This window comes from Streptomyces sp. NBC_01241 (genome assembly GCF_041435435.1).
In the GTDB taxonomy this organism is placed as follows: Bacteria; Actinomycetota; Actinomycetes; order Streptomycetales; family Streptomycetaceae; genus Streptomyces.
The window spans coordinates 185,282-202,723 of record NZ_CP108494.1 but is presented as its reverse complement, the minus strand read 5'-3'; the positions used below and the strand labels follow the sequence as shown (position 1 = coordinate 202,723).

Below are 17,442 nucleotides of genomic sequence, written 5' to 3'. Positions count from 1 at the left end.
AGTACTACTCGATCCGACACGAGAGGGGCCACCACCATGACCACCGTCATCCAGCCCGCCGCCGTCGCGAACCGGGCTGGGCAGATTTTGGACGCCCGGCAGGCCGACCCCGAGTTCGGGCGGCTGTGGGAGGGCTGCGCGGAGTACAGCAGCGAATGGGACGACTTCTACGTTGGCTGGGCTGGAACTTGTAGGCGGCGGGAGTCAGGTTGGACGCGAGGGGACGGCCGGTGGTCTTCGGGGGAGGTGAGGGGGGCGGGGACGGCGCCGTGGCGGCGTTGGCGTCGGCTGTACTCGGTGATGGCCTGCCACAGGTCACGTCGGTCGATGTCGGGCCAGTAGTCGGGCGTGAAGTACAGCTCTGCGTAGGTGGCGTGCCAGGGCAGGAAGTTGGAGGTGCGCTGCTCGTTGCCGGTGCGCCACAGCAGGTCGACGTCCGGCATGTCGGGGTGGGGCAGATGGCGCGCGAAGTCGTCCGGGCCGATGAGGTGGGGATCCACTTCACCTTCTCGGGCTGCCTGGGCGAGTGCTGCGGCGGTCCGGGTGATCTCGTCGCGGCCGCCGTAGTTGATGCACATAGTGAGTGTCAGTCCGGTGCGGGGGCGGGTGCGGCGCTCTTCGCGTCTGAGGGCATGGACGAGGTCCTCGGGCAGTTCGTCGGGACGGCCGGACCAGTGCTGGCGCACGTCGAGGTCACGGATGGGGCCCTCGTCGAGTTCGCGTTGGACCGTCTCCAGGATCGTTGTGATTTCCTCTTTGTCGCGTTTCCAGTTTTCGGTGGAGAACGTGTAGAGGGTCAGGTGGCGCAGGCCGATCTCCAGGGCGCCGTAAACCATCTCGTGCACGGTGGCGGTGCCGGCGCGGTGGCCTTCATGGCGGGGCAGGCCGCGCTGCTCGGCCCAGCGCCCGTTGCCGTCCATGATGACCGCCACGTGGGAGGGCATCTGGTCGGCTGCGATCTGCGGGCGCCGGGCGCCGTCGGGGTGCGGCGGCGGGGGTCGGAGTCCGGTGCCGTCGGCTGCCGGGCTCGGGTCCCTCACGGCCACCGCGGGTCGTCGTGGATCCGGCACGGTCAGGGGGGTCAGGCTCCAGGCCATGGCCGACCGGAGGCGGGCGGGGGCCAGTACGCGGGTGCGGGCCACGGCGGAGGGGCTCGGTGCCCGTTTCAGCAGCGTGGGGCCGGCCGCGTCGATGGCGTCGAGTTGGGCGCGCATCAGGTCTGCGGCCGTGTTGAGCACGGTGGCGGCGCCCGGGTGCATTCCTCTCGTCATGGCGGGCCTGGTCACCCATTGGCGGGCCAGGGCCGTCAGCTTGGCGGTCAAGGCCGCTACGGCCGGACTCCAGCGGCCCTGGGTCAGGTCCCCCTCGGCGCCGGGGAAGGGCTCCAGGGCTTCCTGCGGCAGGAGCAGGTGGCCCTGGGCGAGGTCGGCACTCAGGTCGGTGAGGATGTCGGTGAGCTGGGCGCCGTCGATGAAGTGTTCGTAGTCGGCTTGCCGGTCCAGCCGTAGCGTCATCGGTGCGCCGGCGTGCTCGAACAGCTGCCGTACTTGGTCGACCCAGGGCACCAGGCCCTCATTGCACCAGGCCCGCCATGCGGCCCAGTCGGTGAAGCGTAGACCGTGGGCGTCGTCTCGCGTCCTGGCCATGGCGCCCTGCAGGCTGGACAGGTCCAGACGCCATCGTCCGGCGGTGTCCACCAGGGCGTGCCGGATAGGATCCGTGCTCGTGCCCGCCGCCAGGTCGTGCTTCACCGCCCTGGTCCACGCCTCGACGCGGGCCGCGCGCTTGGCCGGCTCCGCATCTTGTTCGTCTGCCAGGTCGTCAAGGACGCTGGCAGCCGCCCACAAGGCCCAGCACGCCGGGCGCAGCACGGACGGCATCAGCTGGACGAGGGCGTAGATCCCGGGATCGTGCTGTCGTGTGGTGCGGCGGCACAGCCGGTATGCCGCCCGCAGGACGGGGTCCTCGCCGGTCAGCGAACGGGCGGTGGCTCGGCTCTGCCGCGCTTGCGTGGCCGCGTCAAGGTGTGCAGGGGTGGGCTGCGGTTTCGCGCGCATATCGGGAACCAGGACCTCAGTGTGTTTCCGTGTCGGATGCCGTAGCCGATGGCGTGGCAGCTTGGCGCGGCGCGGGAAGGAAGGAATTGCCGCTGCCTGGCCCGGGCTCAGGGGCCTGGGTTGTTGTGGGCAGGGCGCTGCGGGTGCTGCGGCGGAAGCCCCCCAGGGCGATGAGGGCCGCCCCCGCGAACCAGGTGAGCTGGATGGCCAGATAGCGCGGCACTGGGCTGGTGGAGAATCCCGCCGCCGTGCTGGCCTGCATGGCCCCGTAGGAGGGCAGGTAGCGCATGACCGGGTTGTCGGCCCCGGAGTTCGTGACCGGGTTCTGCAGCGCGAGGTCGATGATGCTGGTCATCACGATGGCGAACATGCCCTCGACGTCCCGGTGCAGCACGGAGCCGAAGCCGACGCCGAGAGCGCCGTAGGTGAGCCCGGCGCAAAACAGCGCGGCGGCCAGCAGCAGAGGCTGCCGGGGTGTCCAGGCCAGGCAGGTGACCGTGGTGCGTAGGCGGCGACCGCCGCCGATACCAGAGCCAGTGCGGTTACCTTGGCCAGGACGAGGTGGGTGCGTGGATAGCCGGCCATCGCCAGCCGGCGGTCGAAGTGGTTGCCGGAGAATGTGGCGGCGAACATCATGAAACCGGTGATCAGAGTGACCGCGTTGAGCGCGCCGCTGATCTCAGTCAGTTCGTTGCCATCCGGCGCCAGCGTCTCCCCGGTGGCGCGAAGCCGCATGTGCGCCGGGGTGTCGGGCATCGCCAGATAGGCAAGGGTCGCCCACAGGGGGACGAACAGGTTCACGAGCACCAGGGCGAACCGGTTGCGGCCATGCTCGATCAGCGCGAACCGGGTGGCGATAGCGAACCGGGTTAACCTCAATACCGGTAACGTAGGGCGCTTTGGTCCGCTTGACCCGTTTGGGTTTGGTGGCGTTGACGATGGTGAGAGTCGGGATAGCTGGACGGTCCGTAACACGGTGGGCGGCGCGTTTGAGGGGCCAGGCGAGGACTTTGCGTTTGATGACGCGGGGGTTGGATCTGCGGCGTCGCGGTGGCAGGAGACGCTCGATGAGTTCAGCGTGGGTCGCTTTGACCGCGCGGGTGAGTCTGCCGGGGGAAAATGCCGCCTGGTCGGTGACCTGGCGGCGCACGACGCGCACTGAACGGATGAAGGAGATGCGGTCGGGATCCTGACCGGCTTGGTTCGCGGCCTGGTGCATCAGGTGCCGGATAGCGTGGTGGACGAGCAGGAAGCCGTAAAGTTCCTGCTCGGCTCCGTCAGGGTGTTGTGAACGCAGCACCAGGTGCGACCCGCCGAGGTGGGTCTTGATCTCGTCGAGGGTGGACTCGAACTCCCATCGCTGGGCGTAAAGGGCTGCCAGTTCCGCGGCTGGGGCCATGGACGGGTCGAGGATGGTGGTGAGGAGCCGGTAGACACCCTCGTGGCCGGCGATGGTGTACTCCACCGCGCGCACCCGCACCCCACGACGAGTGTGGTGGATGTCGCTCCGATCGAAAATTTCGGTGAGGTAGGAGCCGTCCGGCAGTTGCTCCACCACCGGCAGCACCAGGTCCTTGCGCACGCGCCACAACAGGTCCGCCCCGGTGGCTGCCGCTTTGCACCACAGGTCCACGCCGTAGAAACCGCGGTCGGCCAGGAGCAGCATCCCCGGCCGCAGGGACCCCAGCACCGCCCGGGCCAGTGTCTGCTCTCCGGCGCGCAGACCTCCGACCGCAGCGTCGAAAACGACGTGGGTGCCGCATTCCACCAGGCCGACCATGCGCAACTGCGGGCGGCCGACCTCAAGTTCGCCCCGCCCGGAGCGGGGCGGGCGGCCGAACGCTTCCGTGTTCGCTTTCGTGTCCGGCAGGTCAAACGTGGTGCCGTCGATCGCGGTCAGCCGCCAGACGCCGTAGAAGGCGCCCTGCGTGTCGGGTGTGGCGACCGGACAGCACACGCGCGCGAACAGCCGCCGCAGAGGCGCCACACCCAGCCGGGACCTGGCTTTCCAGATCGCAGCCGTACTCGGCACCACCCACGTCCCACGCCAACGCCGCTCGTCCTGCAGACCAGCTGTCAGCAGCCGGGCGACTTCCTCATAGCTCTGCCCGGAGAACAAACACATCGCCAGCACGAAATAGACCACCAACCGGGCCGGCAGCAACCGGTTCCGCAGTTGCATCCGGCCCGTCTCCACCAGTACCTCGTCCACCAGCGACCGAGGAAACGCCTGCGTCAGCACTCCGACCGCAACTCGGTCCGACAACCGCTCACCAGATGACTTCAGTTGGCCCGCTCTTGGCATACCAACAACAACGAGCAGAATCTCCGTAAGTTACCGGTATTGGGGTTAACCTCGCCGTTTCACTTGGGTACGGCTGACTTTGGGGCGGAAACGCGAAAGTGCCTTCCTGACCTGGGACGATGAACCTTGCTGAGGGGTTCTGTCGGTCCAGGCGGAGGGCACTTTCTACGTGCAGGCTATCGGGTTGCGTCCCAAGGTCCATGTCAGTGCCGATGGTTCGGGGGTGGTCGGGCATGCCGGGGCACGGTTGCTGGCGGATCTCGCTGATGCCACCGGGCTGACCGCCGCGTACTCGGGGCCGTCGATTTTCTACGGGTTGCTTCCGAGCCTTCGGATCGTTGATGTGGTATGGGGCGTTTCGATGAGTTGATCGGTCCGTTGCGGGCGAAGCTGGAGGCGGTGACGCCGCATCTGGACGAGCGTCAGCGTCGGTTGTTGTACGGGGCGGAGGCCCGGATACTCGGTCACGGTGGGATCGCCGCCGTCGCGAAGGCGGCAGGAGTCTCCAAGGGCTGCGTCTCCCGTGGGCTGGCCGAGCTGGAGGAGGATCCCGCGCCACACGGCCGTACCCGCCGGGCCGGCGCGGGCCGTCCGGCCGCGGCCGAGAAGGATCCGGGGCTGCGGGCCGCACTACTGGCCCTGGTCGAGGACAGTACCCAGGGTGATCCCATACGGCCGCTGACGTGGACGACGAAGTCGCTGCGCCACCTGGCGGGTGAACTGGCCGCCCAGGGCCACGCGGTGGGCCGGGACACCATCGCCGCGCTGCTCAAGCAGGCCGGGTTCAGCCTGCGCGCGAACGCGCGGGTCCTGGCGGGGAGTTCGCACCCGGACCGTGATGCCCAGTTCCGGCACCTCAACGACACGGTGGGCCAGTTCCTGGCCGCCGGCGATCCCGTGATCAGTGTGGACACCAAGAAGAAGGAGCAGATCGGGCTGTTCGCGCAGGCCGGGAGGGAGTGGGTGCCGCCGGGTGCGCCGGTGAAGGTCCTCGACCACGACTTCCCCTCCCACGCTACCGGTACGGCGATCCCGTACGGCATCTACGACCTGGGGCGCAATACCGGCTTCGTCGTGGTGGGCACCGACCACGACACCGCCGCGTTCGCGGTCGCGGCCCTGCGCCGCTGGTGGAGGGAGGAAGGCCAAACGGCCTACCCCGACGCACACAGACTCCTGATCACCGCGGACGGCGGGGGCTCGAACAGCTCCCGCGCCCGCGCCTGGAAGGCCAACCTCGCCGCCCTGGCCACCGAGACGGGTCTGGAGATCAGCGTGTGCCACCTGCCCCCAGGCACATCGAAATGGAACAAGGTCGAACATCGCCTGTTCTCCTTCATCTCCATGAACTGGCGCGCCCGCCCGCTGACCAGCTACGAAGTCGCTCTCAACCTGATCGCCTCCACCACGACCACGACCGGCCTGCGTGTCAGCGCCCGCCTGGACGAGGGCGCCTATCCCACCGGTATCGAGATTGACGCCCAGCACCTTGCGGCGCTGCGTATCGACCCCGACGACTTCCACGGCGAGTGGAACTACACCATTCCGCCGCAGCCCGGCGTCCCGGCCGTGCCGCTGCAGCCGCAAGGGCGCCGAGCCCATCCCCGCCAGGCCCACACCTTCGACGCGGCGCTGGCCACCCACCCGGTGCTGACCGGTCTCACCCGGCAAGCCCTCGACCAACTCGTCAGCAGAGTTCGTGAGTTGATCGACCAACTCGCACCGGGCCAGCGACCCCGCCACCGCAAACTCGCGGTCGAAAACATCATCTGGGCCTCCGTCCTGGACCAGCGCGGGCTGCCCGCCTCGCTGATCGCCCACCTCTTCCGCGTCGGCGAGAACCAGATGCGCACCCTCCTCCAGCAGACCCGCCCCCTGCTACAGCGACACGGCCACCACAGCGACCCGCTCCCGGTCCGCCTTATCGACCCCAGCGAACTCGCCCGCTATGTCATACACGCAACGACAACAGACGATTGACCCGACACGCACCAGTAATTTCTCGACGGCCCCATGCGTTCGCCCGGGCGCTCGATACGCGCTTGAACACGGGGTACCGCCACGTTGGTACGCCTTTCCTGCCAGCCGCTGTCTACCAGCGAATCGTTGCCGAGCTCCGGGTGAGCGCGCGGTCGGCCGACGCCTCGTCGAGGGCGTGGACGGCCGCCAGCCGACACCTTCGCCTGATCAAGCGAGCATGCGACCGCTGGGTGGATGCGGTGGTGTAATACGCAGAATCTCGACGGGCCGTCGGCCGGTATGGAGGCGCCCGAGCCCGACGTGCTCGACTCTGGCTGTGCCGCCGCTGGGTCGGCAGTCACCGTCCGCGTTCGGCCCCGAGGCCCGCCCTCGGAGTCGGGTCCGGCGTGCCGGCGATTGAGGATGCCGTCCGCTTTCGCCGTCACCGAGACGCTCTGACGGAACGGCCACGCACGCCCCAGCCGCATCACGCAGGATCTGAAGATCACCTGCGGTGACAGGCCGAACCGCTCCTGGCAGGTTTCGACCCACCCGTACCGGCGGTCCAGCAGGTACTCCACGAACAGCTCGATCTCCACCTCGTACGACCGAGCCGTAGACAACTGGATCGGCTTGGCCCCGCTGCGAAGGTGGACGATGAACGCCTCGCCATCGGTGGGAGTCCACTGCCACGGGTACAACCCCGTGAGTGCCGTCCTGGGAGAGAAGAAGATCTCCTACTTGGGGGGCTCGTACGGCACCTATCTAGGTGCCGTCTATATGCAGATGTACCCCCGGCAAACCGACCGGTTCGTGCTGGACAGCGCGATCGACCCCGCGCGGTACGGACGGGGTACCTTCCAGCAGATGGCGGAGGGGACCGAGCCCGCTTTCGTGCGGTGGAGCCAGTGGACTGCCCAGCGGCACACGACGTACCAACTGGGCAAGACCCCGGCCGAGGTCCGCGAGACCTTCCGGGACATCGTCGCCCGAGCCAACCGCAAGCCCATCGACACCGACGCGGGACCCCTCACCGGTGACGACATCCGCGCCATGCGCGACATGTTCTTCCGGGCGCACAAGGCTGCCGACTGGGTCGCCGGGCTGAAGAAGGCCGCCGAGGGCAACAAGCCCGCTGTGCCGGCGCCCGACCCCGAGCTCCCCCCGGAGAACGAGACCGCGAGCCTTTGGGCGGTCATGTGCGGCGACACCTCCCGTTCGTGGCCGCGCGACCCCGAGCAATACCGGCGCGACGCCGTCCGCGACAAGGCCCGGTATCCCCTGTACGGCGACTTCGCGTCCAACATCAAGCCGTGCGCCTTCTGGAAGCCGGGCAGTGAGGCGCCGACCAAGGTGGACAACGAGGTCAAGGCGCTGATCCTGCAGAACAAGTGGGACTCCCAAACGCCCCTGGCAGCAGCCCAGGGCATGCACCGGGTCCTGCGCGGCTCGCGGATGGTCACTGTCGCGGGAGGAGAGGGGCACGGCGTCTACGGCGCCGAGTCCTGTGCGGACGAGCCCGCCACGGTCTACCTGACCACGGGCAGGCTTCCGGCCAAGGACCTGACCTGCCGAACGCCGGCCGGGAGATGAACAACCGCTTCTGACTCTCACCGGTCCAGGGTGTTCAGGTGGGGCCTTCCCGGAAGGCCCCACCTCGCATCAGTGGCGTACCAGCCGCGGCCGCGGTGGCCGTCGGCCTGGTGGCGACGGGTGTCCTGGCGCCGCCCGCGGCATCCGCCGCCGCAAGGCCGGACACGGTCCAGCAGGGTCCGAACGCGTGGGTACGCACCGACGGCGTGCCCGCCGCACCGGCGGGCCTCAATGGTCGCGACGGCCGCACCTGTACCTCCACCACAGGGCCCGGAAGGTCACCGGCTGCGCCCATGGTCGACGTCACGGAATGGGACCGCCCTGGGCTGGGCGGCGGGACGGGTGATCTCCACCCACTCCGACCTCAACCAGTTCTTCACCGCTCGGCCGGGCGCCTCCGCCCGGCGGCCCGGAACCACCGATGACGGCCGCGCCGCCGGCATCGCGGTGGCCATGCAGCCGGGCAAGGCGACCAAAAGCGTGTCGAGAGTGTCGCGGACACGGCCTTGCCCCGCTGAACCAACGCCTGTGTCACTGGTGCCCGTGCTCAATGACCTGCTGCGTGCACGCGCAGCCACCCTCGGGTAAGGGCCCCTGGAGCCGCATCTCGAAGTCGGCTCTCACATGGCTCCCAAGACAGGGGCAAAAACCACTCAGGGGCCCGCCCCGCAGGCGGACAGGGCCCGCCGGGTGTCCCGCACCACGAGACGTGCTTTCTGCCGCGCCTCGTCCGGGACTTCGGGGAGATGCACGAGGAGTGCGTGCAACCAGCCGAGATCGCGCACGACCGGATTGCGCGAATCGGAGTCAGGCTCCCAGAGGCTCAAGGCGGTAAGGGAGATGGTCGCGAACTGGGTGCTGAGGGTGGCGACGAGTTCTTCAGACGCCAGCCATTCCCGGGGCCGTCCGAGACGCTGAGCCTCGCCAGGGTTGAGGAGGAACCGCCAGGTTTGCCTGGCTGCGCGCTCCACCCAGGCGACAGCGGAACGGCAGGCCATGGTCTGGAGGTACCCGGACTGCATCTCCTCGTCGAGGAATCGCTCCACGTAGTCCCGCTCCTCCTGGGACGCAGCCGCCAGCTCGTCGGCGTAGCGCTCCCGTGCCTGCGCGGGCGTCAGCCCGTCCCGGCAGGACCGGGAGATCCGGGTGAGGAGGACCGCTCGACCGAAGTACTCCAGGTCGTGTGCGGCGACTTCCTCCAACAAGGTCGGTTCGACGTGCCATGGCAAGGAGCCGAGCAGGTGTTTGCGCACCACGCGATCGGCGGCGGGGTGCCGCGCGGACCAGGCCAGCAGGCGGCGGTGATGCCCGGTCTGCGCCCGGACGATACCGGACCACATGCTGTCCCATGCGTCGGATGCGGACGGTGGCGCTCCATCCACGCCTCGACGTCTTCTTCGCCGTCATGCTTGTCCGGCCCGAACGGGAGGCAGTCGAGCGCTGCGACGAACACGTCCTCATGCAAGCCGTGTTCACCGAGTACGAGCTGGGCGGGCGTCGGAGCCGTCAGCAGCTCGGGGGTGATGGTCAGGTCCGTTGCCGAGCGGCGGTGGAGCTCAGCAACGACGGCGCGTATGAGCGCTGCCCCACCCTCTCTTCGGCCAAGCACACCGAGTCGCGCCTCAGTGCACTCCCGTAGAAACCGCACCCTGTATGCGTCCGGGCAGGCGGGGTGCGACAGGGCGACGCGGGTCAACTCCATGCGGTCGGTCGTTATGTATGGCTGCGGTTCGCGATTCAGATCGCTCTCCACCACCGTGGCCAACAGCCACTCGGGCGCCGACTGCGCGAGCGGTCCCGTGAGCAGGGCCATGAGCAGGCCGTCCCGGTCCGTGCCCTGGGATGCCGTGCGTATCGCCTCGACAGCCATGCGCGTGGGCGGGGAGTCGTCGGATGCCTGTGAGATGACCGTACGCAGAAAATCGAAAGGAAGAGACGTACGTGATTCCGCCGCGGTCATCGGACTCCAATCTCCAACACCGCGCCCCTGGCCTCTGATAGGTCCCACCCGGGCACGGTGATCCAGCAGGTGTTGGCGTCAATCATGCCGAAAGGGACTGACAGCGCAGTCGGTTACGGACATACGGGTCTGGAGGGGGGCTTGCGGAGCAGGTTGGCTCCCGGAGTTCGGCACGGCGCCGATCCAAGGCACCAGGGTCCCGGCGTCAGATGTCGCTGCCCTCGTAAGAGACGGCATCCCACCGGACCAGATCGGTGAGTTCTACCCAGGCGTGACGGCCGAGGCCGCTCGTGACGCCGCCGACTCCAGCGAGTACGTCGACAGCTATGGCAGCAGCGAGCCCGGCAGGTCGTTGCTTGAAACTGCTGCTCGACGAGAACGTGCCCCGCCCCATGGCCGAGATCGTGCGCATCCTGCTGAAGGCACACGACGTCGTCCACGTCCATGAGATCAAGGGCTGGACGGGCACGAAGGACATCGAGCTGTACGCCAGAGCCAAAGCTGAGGACTTCGACGTCGTCATCACCAACGACACCAAACGGCTCAGCCGGCCACTCGAAGTGGCGGCCATCGCACAGTCGGGCCTGCATCGCATCGAGTACCGCCAGAACAACAAGCGCGGCGGCCTGGTGGGACTGGGCACGGCGATCGCCACCGTGTGCGCGGCCCTTCCCCACGCCCTATCCGAACTCGAAACAGCCGACGGCCACCGTCTCGTCTCCCTGACATCGATCGACCCGACTCGGCAGAAGCGCCTTCAGATCACGGACCCAGCCGTCTCCGCCGAAGCACTGGCCGGGGCGTGATTCGTCCGCTGAGTCCTGACACCTCGATACACGAGGGCTCCCGGCCGGTGACCCATTGGAAGCGATGCCGGGAAATGACCCGGCGTCGCCGACTGCGCTGCGTCTCATCAAGACTCGCTGCTGAGCTCTTCCTGGAGCTCGGCGATGCGCCGTTGGGTTGCCGCCGCGCTCTTCTGCTGACGGGTCAGCTTCGCCTCGGCGGATGCCAGTTCCCGGGCGAGGCGCTCTAGATCAGCTGCCGTGCGCTCACGGACGGTCCCGTCGTCGCGGTACGCGGGCCCTACCCGCTCACTGCTCACTACTCCGCGACGGTCTCCGCATTCTGGGCAGTCGACGACGCGGGTGGAAACGTAGGAGTTATCCCGATGTTGAATGTATGGCACCACGTGGTCGCAACGGAGAGTGAGGTTCCAGCTATGGAGGTCCTTTTGGCGTTCCTCCTGTGAGGGCCAGGAAGCAAACAGCCTGGCGAGCTTCTCCATCTGCTTCGGCCCCACCGGCGGTGGCGGGCAACAGAAACAGCAATGCGTCACCCGAGAACCGCTGATGCTCCACCGACCACCCCGGCAGTCGGCGTGCCGCTCGCGGAATCTCCGGTCGGCTTCCTCGTACTCATGCCTCTCCGACTCGGACAATTTCATGAGGGGATACCAGTCAACCAGCCCATCTTGTATAGGCTCTCCGCAACCCCGGCAGGGCTCACCGGCCACGTACTCCGCCCAGCTGAGGCGCGTGCCTTCTCGCTTCCACCGCTCATCCCGCTCACGGCGCCGCCGGTCATCTGCTTCGGCATCGAGAGCCGAGCGCAGAGCACGTTTGGCGGCTCGTTGTCGCTTCTGCTCCTCTGTGAGCTTGGCCATGAGCTTCACCCTCCGCTGCACCGTGTTCTCGTGCGCGACCGCAGAATCCATGCTGGCGTGGCAGCCCCCTACGCCGGCTGCCCGTGTGTCGGATGACAACTTGTAACCGGACTTGGATCGCAAGCGGCCTTCAGGCGACTGATGTTGTCTGGTGCAGGCAGTCGGAGGTTGCTGATTTGATAGACCGTCAGTGAGCCTCTCGACTTTCGCTGTTCTGACCAACTGTCAGGTAGGTAGCTCGCGCGGGTGACCTGTGGCCGTTGTTCCGCCTTGGGAGTGGACAGCAAGGAAGCATCGGCGGTGCTTGTGTCGCCTGCTGTGAGGGACCCGCCGATGCTTCCGGATCCGACCGTACCCGCATCTCTGCTCGCCGTGTTGGGTGCTTTGCGCGGCAGTTTCACCTCGCCGACCTTCTCCACGTTCGCCGCGCTGGTCACCGGGCTGATCGCGAACACCGGCCGGGGCACGGTCACCGGGATGCTGTTGGGCGCGAACTTGACGCATCACTGGTCCCACGACCGGGCGCACTCCTTCTTCGCTCGCGCCCGCTGGGACCCGCAGACGCTTGGCGCGTCGCTGTCCCACCTCGTGGTGCGCTCGCTGGTGCCCGACGGCGCCGTCTTGACGGTGGCGGTGGACGACACGCTGTTCAAACGGCGCGGGAAGAAGGTCTTCGGCGCCGCCTGGCAGCACGACGGCTCCGCCGCCGGCCGCGACGGAATCGGCTACGGCACCTGCTTCGTCGTGATCGGCCTGATCGTGGACCTGCCGTTCCTGTCCCGGCCGGTGTGCCTGCCGGTGGCCGCCCGGCTGCACCGCCCGAAGGGCGAGAAGACCAAGGTCGAGTTGGCCGCGGCGATGATCCGGTTCCTGGCCGCCTGTCACTGGGGTCGGCGTATCGATGTGGTCGCCGACGCTGCCTACCACGGCCGTGCGCTGCGTGACCTGCCGGTATCCGTCACCTTCACCACCCGGGTGCCGTCCAACGCCGTGCTCTACGCTCTCGCCCCGCCGCCGACCGGGCGGCGTGGGCGGCCCCGCCTGAAGGGCGACCGGCTCGGCACGCCGGCCGAGCTGGCCGCCACGCTGGTGTTCACCCCGCAGGCGGTGACCCGCTACGGCCGCACCGAAACCGTGTTCGCCACCGAGACCACCTGCCTGTGGTACGGCTCCTTCCACACCCAGCCGGTGAAGGTGGTACTGCTGCGTGAGGACACCACCGATACCGGCTACGACCTGGCGCTGATATCCACCGATCTGACCGCGTCGGCCGGGCAGTTGGTGGCCCGCTATGCCGCGCGGTGGTCGATCGAGGTGACCTTCGGCGAAGCCCGCAGCGTCCTCGGCGTCGGGCAGGCCCACCACCGGACCCGGCACGCAGTCCAGCGAGGGGTGCCGTTCGGCCTGTACTGCTACACGATCACCGTCATCTGGTACGCGCTGCACGGTCACCACCCCGCCGATGCCGCCGAACGCCGCGAGCGAGCCCCGTGGTACACCACCAAGACCACCCCGGCATTCGCCGACATGACCGCCAAGCTCCGCCGCACCATCATCGCGGCCCGATTTACGCCCACCACCCCAGGTCGGCCCACGGATGCAGAAATCCGGGAGGTCCAGCACGCCTGGGCCGCCGCCGACGGTGACCAGGCAGCCTGACCCCGGAACAGGCACTGACGACTGGTCAGAACAGCGAAACTCGAGATGTGTACGAGCTCAGGTATTGGAATGTCGCGCTGGACACGCCGGGTCGGAAGTAGGCGCACCAGCCCGGCAGCATCCGGTTGAGATGGATGAGCAGGGTGTCAAGTGGCTGGTTCGTGGCCATCCTCCGGCACGCCGTCTTGACCTTGGCCATCACAGCCGCGAGGGCTTTGCGTGCGGGGTAGGTGTAGACGTAGTACCGGCTGGTTCCTCGTTTGCGGTGGCGCTGGATGTGCCACCCGAGGAAGTCCAGTCCCTCATCGATGCGGGTGATCAGGGTCTTCTCCGGGGACAGGCGCAGGCTCATCGTGGACAAGACCCCAGCGATCTCATCGCGCAGGGCTTCGGCGTCGTCTTCGGTGCCGTGGACCATCAGACACCAGTCGTCCGCGTACCGTGACAAACGGTAGTTGGGAAGACCTTGACGGCGACGCTGTTCCCGCCCGAGCTTGCTGCTTCCGGGTCCTCCCGGACCCTGGGCGACGTACTCGTCCAGGACGGAGAGGGCCACGTTGCTGAGCAACGGCGACAAGATCGAACCCTGTGGGGTTCCTGCGCTGGTTTCTCGCAGCACGCGATCCTCACCGTGGATGCCCGCCTTGAGGAACGCCTTCACCAGGTCAAGAACGCGTTTGTCCCCGATCCGAAGCCGCACCCGGTCCAGCAGGGCCGGATGCGAAATCTCGTCGAAGCAGGCTTTGATGTCGCCCTCCACGATCCACTCATACCCGTGGGACGTGAAGTGGCGGACCTCGGCCACCGCGTCGTGAGCCCGGCGGTTCGGACGGAACCCGTAGGAGCACGGGAGGAATTCCGCCTCGAAAATCGGCACACGCCATGGCGATGGCTCTTGCGCGGGACGTCCTGTGCGCAGATCCCTCGACGTGGCGGTGCTCGCCCTACTGTTGCCTGAGGCCAGAGATCGGGTCTGCCGCAACCTCCTTCCCTTAACAATCCAGCCGAAGCCGGGGCATAAGGCCCACGTAGCGGCGCGCGGTGGGTGCGTCGGAATAGGTTCCCCGCGGGTGGCGGATGACGACCTTGCGCGTCTTGTCGGCGTGGGTCAGTTCGGTGACGGTCTGCTCGCCCAACTGGTGGTCCTCGGTGACCCCGTCGTCCTCGACGAGGGGGAACGCACCGTCGGCGCCTCGCATCCGGTGGTCGTCGCGCTGAAGCCGACGGCATCGCGCAGCGGAACAGCCAGCCGGATCTCCACGGTGGTGCCCTTCGGGGCGGTGACGTCCAGGGCAATCAGCCCGCCGGGCAGCTCGCGGACGGCGAACCGACCGCCCAGCAGCGCGACCGTCACGTCGTCGATCAACGGGGTCTCCGGCGCCGCAGGGCGCTCTACAATGGTCACAACACTCATGGTCATGAACTCCTCGGTAGTGGGGACAGCCATGGGAGCCCGGATCGGGCGGACGGCGCGGTGGCCTCGGCCAACGCGCGGCTCAGCAGGCTGTCGTGGGGTCGTCCGCAGGACAGTGCCGCGCGCGCCAACGATCCGCCGGGTCCGGGGCAGGTGGTGCTTCCCCGGTCATGCCGCAGGTGTACACATCACCGGCCGGCAGATCGCCCTGCGCGGCCCGTACCAGGCAATGATGCGGGGCAGTATCGACGGTGCGGCCCCGTCACGATCACATTGTCGGCGCACAAGAACCAGGCGAGCCAGGGCCACGACATCTCTCTGGACTCCGTCGAAGGGAAGCGCTGAGGCGTGTCGTCACACTTCCGTCGTGGCCCTGACTGTTTTCAGCGGTCATGGACCGACCGAGGCCGTTGTCAGCCGCGAGTGACCTGCAGGCTGTACGTGACCTCCGCGTCGGGCATGATGCCGTTGTTGCGCGCGGTGATCGTGAACCGCTTGGTGCCCGGGGCGGTGGGGACTCCGGTGATGCCGCCGGTGTCCTTGTTCAGGCTCAGTCCGGCGGGCAGCGCGCCGGATGTGACCTCGTACCGGACCGTACGGGGCGAGCTAGAGGTGACCTTGAACGCGTACAGCTCACCCACGCGGCCGTTGGCCGGCTCCGGTGTCGTGAAACCGGGCTTCGGCGCCCGCACCGGCTGAGCCCGGCCGACCGGACTGCCGGACGAGTCCAGCTCCTGCAGCGACCACTCCTTCCCCTCGGCCATCTCGCTCAGGTGCCAGTTCTTCTTCTCGTCGGTCATGAGCTGCTGCTGGGCGGGCGTGAAGGCGCCGGCCTCGATGGCGGAGTTCCAGATCCGTACCGCAGTGAGGACCTCTGCGGTGTTGGATCCCTTGGCGAGACTGTCCGTGCTCGTCTCGAACCAGCCGAAGTTCGCGCCGATCGACGCGCCGAGGGCCAGGTTGTGCTCGACGCCGAGCGTGCTCGTGCCTCCACCGATCGGCAGTGAACCACCCATGGCGGGCAGGAAGTTGGCCCGGTAGAAGTTGTTGTTCCTGATCACCTGCGCGTAGTTGGAGTCGGACCAGCCGATGCCGCCCCAGCTGATCCGCGACTGGGCGAACCACGAGTTGGACGACGGGTTGGACGCCTCGCAGATGAAACCGTCCTGGGAGTCGAGCCGGCGATAGATCCCGTTGACCAGGTGAGCGAAGCCCTGGCCGCGCCAGCCGCTCCAGGACACCTCCTCCAGCCCGTCGTACGAGATGCTCCGGACGCCGGTGGTGTTGGCCATCGCGGCAAGGCGGGTGGCGATCTCGTCGATGACCGGCAGGTCGCCTCGTGCACCGCCGTACTGGTTCTCGCTGACCCGGGTGGCGTCGGCCCCGGCGAGGTGGGCCGCCGCGGCCGATCCCCACTGCGCCCGGCTGATGCCGGTGAACTGCCACTCGCCGGCGCCGGCCTGCGTCACACCGGAGTATGTGAGGAACTCGTCGCCGATGCGCAGCCGGCGGCCGATGACGTGACCGCCGCCGCCGGAGTCTCCGTCGGCGTACAGGGTCGTGTCCGACGCGGCCAGAGCGCGGGTCAGCTGCACGGTCGCGCCGACCGTGAGCCGCATGTCGGCCGGTGCGGGAGAGATGTACGGGTCATCGGCCTGGATGAAGTTGGACAGGGTGTGCACGCCGACCCGCATGCCGCCCGCGGCGGCGGTCGCCACCAGTTGAGCCGCGGCGGCGTCCGAGCCGCCGAAGCCGCTGTTGAACTGGTAGTGCCCCGTCGACTTCCAGGGACCGGCCGCGCCCTGCACGGAGTAGACGTTCTTGATGCCCGCCTGCTTCGCGAACTTCATGGCGTCGGAGAGGTTCGAGGTGCCGAGGGACGACAGGGCCAGGAACGGCTGCCGGGTCGCCCGGGTCGTCTTCTGCCACTGCCCGTCGATGGTCGGGTACGGCAGGTGCTCGCCCTGCGCGATCTGGCTGAGCACGGTGAGCACGAGATCAGGGGTGCTGCCGTACACGGCCAGCTTCGATCCGAGGATCCGGCCTTCGAAGCCCGGCAGCGGGCCGATCCGGATGCCGTCCTCGCGGGTCCGCACGGTGCTGTAGTCGTAGGAGTAGGCGCGCAGAATGCTGCCCCACGACGTCTTCGCCGCGGCGCCCCACTCGTTCTGCGTCCCGGCCTCCCCGTACGGCTTCGACTGCACCTCCGAGCCGAACCCGTACGCGTCGAACTCCTTGGGCCAGCCGCCGACGGTCTTGTCGTTGAGCGGGGTGATGCCGAGGGCGAAGCCGCTGTCGCGGACCACACCGACGGCCTCGCCGACGGTGTCAGTGACGCTGGTGGTCAGCGGCCCCCACAGCAGGGTCCGCACGTCCACGCCCGGTGCGGCGTCCAGACCGACGACCTCAAGCGTCGCGTACGTCGCGTGGTTGACGACCTTGACCTCGACCGTCGCCTGGTCGCCGCTGAACACCAGCATGTGCCGGTCCTGCCGGGAGACCTTCACCTGGGTGGGGGTGTCCTGGTGTCCGTCGCCCAGGACGACGGACACCAGGGGGAGCGACTTGCCCGCCGGCAAATGGTCGGTTCCCGTGCGTATGTCCTTCAGTTCGACGACCCGGCCCGCCGGGTCGAGACCCAGCGACAGGAATCCCGCCCTGATCCGTAACGGGCGGCCGGCCTGTTCCGTGAACGCCGGCCCTGCTGCTGCCGCCGGCTGGGCGAGGGCCGGCGTCGCGATCAGCGCCAGCGAACTGACACCGCCGGCGATCAGGAAGTTTCTTCTGTCCACAATTCCTCCAAATCGACATGTGTCGATATGTCTCGTG

At 68.1% G+C, this 17,442-nt stretch carries 12 protein-coding genes and 3 pseudogenes; 6 read left to right on the top strand and 9 right to left on the bottom strand.

The genetic code is table 11. From position 1 onward, the window contains the following. Nucleotides 1-167: 167 nt before the first annotated feature. From uppS to OG306_RS00875, 3 genes and pseudogenes are all read right to left on the bottom strand, one after another. On the bottom strand, nt 168-2,057 hold the full coding sequence (gene uppS, locus OG306_RS00885) for a polyprenyl diphosphate synthase (protein WP_266908063.1): 1,890 nt from the start codon (nt 2,055-2,057) through the stop codon (nt 168-170). Nucleotides 2,058-2,073: 16 nt separating this feature from the next. Further along, nucleotides 2,074-2,936 (bottom strand): annotated as a pseudogene (locus OG306_RS00880) (ABC transporter permease). A 232-nt stretch (nt 2,937-3,168) separates the two neighbouring features. After that, nucleotides 3,169-4,362: pseudogene (locus OG306_RS00875) on the bottom strand (IS4 family transposase); the annotation flags it as partial. Nucleotides 4,363-4,710: 348 nt separating this feature from the next. Between OG306_RS00875 and OG306_RS00870 the strand changes: the two are divergent. Together OG306_RS00870 and OG306_RS00865 are read left to right on the top strand one after the other, a co-directional pair. Beyond that, complete coding sequence (locus tag OG306_RS00870; RefSeq protein ID WP_371665041.1) at nt 4,711-6,342, top strand: ISAzo13 family transposase; 1,632 nt, start codon at nt 4,711-4,713, stop codon at nt 6,340-6,342. Nucleotides 6,343-7,026: 684 nt separating this feature from the next. Further along, nucleotides 7,027-7,914: pseudogene (locus OG306_RS00865) on the top strand (alpha/beta hydrolase); the annotation flags it as partial. A 653-nt stretch (nt 7,915-8,567) separates the two neighbouring features. Here the strand turns inward: OG306_RS00865 and OG306_RS00860 are convergent. Then, nucleotides 8,568-9,296: a hypothetical protein gene (locus OG306_RS00860; protein ID WP_266908061.1), complete on the bottom strand. Its 729-nt coding sequence runs from the start codon at nt 9,294-9,296 to the stop codon at nt 8,568-8,570. On the opposite strand from OG306_RS00860, the gene OG306_RS00855 reads away from it, so the two are divergent. The 3 genes from OG306_RS00855 to OG306_RS00845 all read left to right on the top strand — a co-directional run bounded on the left by OG306_RS00855 (nt 9,281) and on the right by OG306_RS00845 (nt 10,680). Further along, nucleotides 9,281-9,553 carry a hypothetical protein gene (locus OG306_RS00855; RefSeq protein WP_266908059.1) on the top strand — a complete coding sequence of 91 codons (273 nt, stop codon included), beginning with the start codon at nt 9,281-9,283 and terminating at the stop codon, nt 9,551-9,553. The two genes, OG306_RS00860 and OG306_RS00855, sit on opposite strands and share 16 nt — an antisense overlap. Nucleotides 9,554-9,971: 418 nt before the next feature. Next, nucleotides 9,972-10,322 carry a DUF433 domain-containing protein gene (locus OG306_RS00850; RefSeq protein WP_323187903.1) on the top strand — a complete coding sequence of 117 codons (351 nt, stop codon included), beginning with the start codon at nt 9,972-9,974 and terminating at the stop codon, nt 10,320-10,322. Then, nucleotides 10,267-10,680 (top strand): hypothetical protein, encoded by a 414-nt coding sequence (locus OG306_RS00845; protein WP_266908057.1) that lies wholly within the window; start codon nt 10,267-10,269, stop codon nt 10,678-10,680. The genes OG306_RS00850 and OG306_RS00845 overlap by 56 nt, the downstream gene beginning before the upstream one ends. A 107-nt stretch (nt 10,681-10,787) precedes the next feature. Here OG306_RS00845 and OG306_RS00840 read toward each other — a convergent pair whose 3' ends face one another. After that, nucleotides 10,788-10,979: a hypothetical protein gene (locus OG306_RS00840; RefSeq protein WP_266908055.1), complete on the bottom strand. Its 192-nt coding sequence runs from the start codon at nt 10,977-10,979 to the stop codon at nt 10,788-10,790. Between the two features lie 894 nt (nt 10,980-11,873). Between OG306_RS00840 and OG306_RS00835 the strand changes: the two genes are divergently transcribed. Next, entirely contained in the window at nt 11,874-13,199 is a 1,326-nt protein-coding gene (locus OG306_RS00835) for an IS701 family transposase (protein ID WP_266750593.1), read from the top strand. A 25-nt stretch (nt 13,200-13,224) separates the two neighbouring features. Here OG306_RS00835 and OG306_RS00830 read toward each other — a convergent pair whose 3' ends face one another. The 4 genes from OG306_RS00830 to OG306_RS00815 all read right to left on the bottom strand — a co-directional run bounded on the left by OG306_RS00830 (nt 13,225) and on the right by OG306_RS00815 (nt 17,405). Further along, entirely contained in the window at nt 13,225-14,076 is an 852-nt protein-coding gene (locus tag OG306_RS00830) for a reverse transcriptase domain-containing protein (RefSeq protein ID WP_266908129.1), read from the bottom strand. 115 nt (nt 14,077-14,191) lie between these two features. Then, the gene (locus OG306_RS00825; protein WP_353963841.1) at nt 14,192-14,398 is read right to left on the bottom strand and encodes a DUF5110 domain-containing protein; all 207 of its coding nucleotides are present in this window, start codon (nt 14,396-14,398) and stop codon (nt 14,192-14,194) included. Next, nucleotides 14,308-14,613 carry a hypothetical protein gene (locus OG306_RS00820; protein WP_266908053.1) on the bottom strand — a complete coding sequence of 102 codons (306 nt, stop codon included), beginning with the start codon at nt 14,611-14,613 and terminating at the stop codon, nt 14,308-14,310. Before OG306_RS00820 ends, OG306_RS00825 begins: the two co-directional genes overlap by 91 nt. Before the next feature lie 413 nt (nt 14,614-15,026). After that, nucleotides 15,027-17,405, bottom strand: coding sequence for an Ig domain-containing protein (locus tag OG306_RS00815; protein ID WP_266751884.1), 2,379 nt, complete (start codon nt 17,403-17,405; stop codon nt 15,027-15,029). Between the last annotated feature and the right edge of the window lie 37 nt (nt 17,406-17,442).

Excerpts from the sequence above, each read along its gene's own strand:
- uppS (WP_266908063.1), bottom strand. The coding sequence starts at position 2,057 with ATGCGCGCGAAACCGCAGCCCACCCCTGCACACCTTGACGCGGCCACG.
- OG306_RS00870 (WP_371665041.1), top strand. The coding sequence starts at position 4,711 with ATGGGGCGTTTCGATGAGTTGATCGGTCCGTTGCGGGCGAAGCTGGAG.
- OG306_RS00845 (WP_266908057.1), top strand. The coding sequence starts at position 10,267 with ATGGCCGAGATCGTGCGCATCCTGCTGAAGGCACACGACGTCGTCCAC.
- OG306_RS00835 (WP_266750593.1), top strand. The coding sequence starts at position 11,874 with ATGCTTCCGGATCCGACCGTACCCGCATCTCTGCTCGCCGTGTTGGGT.
- OG306_RS00825 (WP_353963841.1), bottom strand. The coding sequence starts at position 14,398 with ATGCGAGGCGCCGACGGTGCGTTCCCCCTCGTCGAGGACGACGGGGTC.
- OG306_RS00820 (WP_266908053.1), bottom strand. The coding sequence starts at position 14,613 with ATGAGTGTTGTGACCATTGTAGAGCGCCCTGCGGCGCCGGAGACCCCG.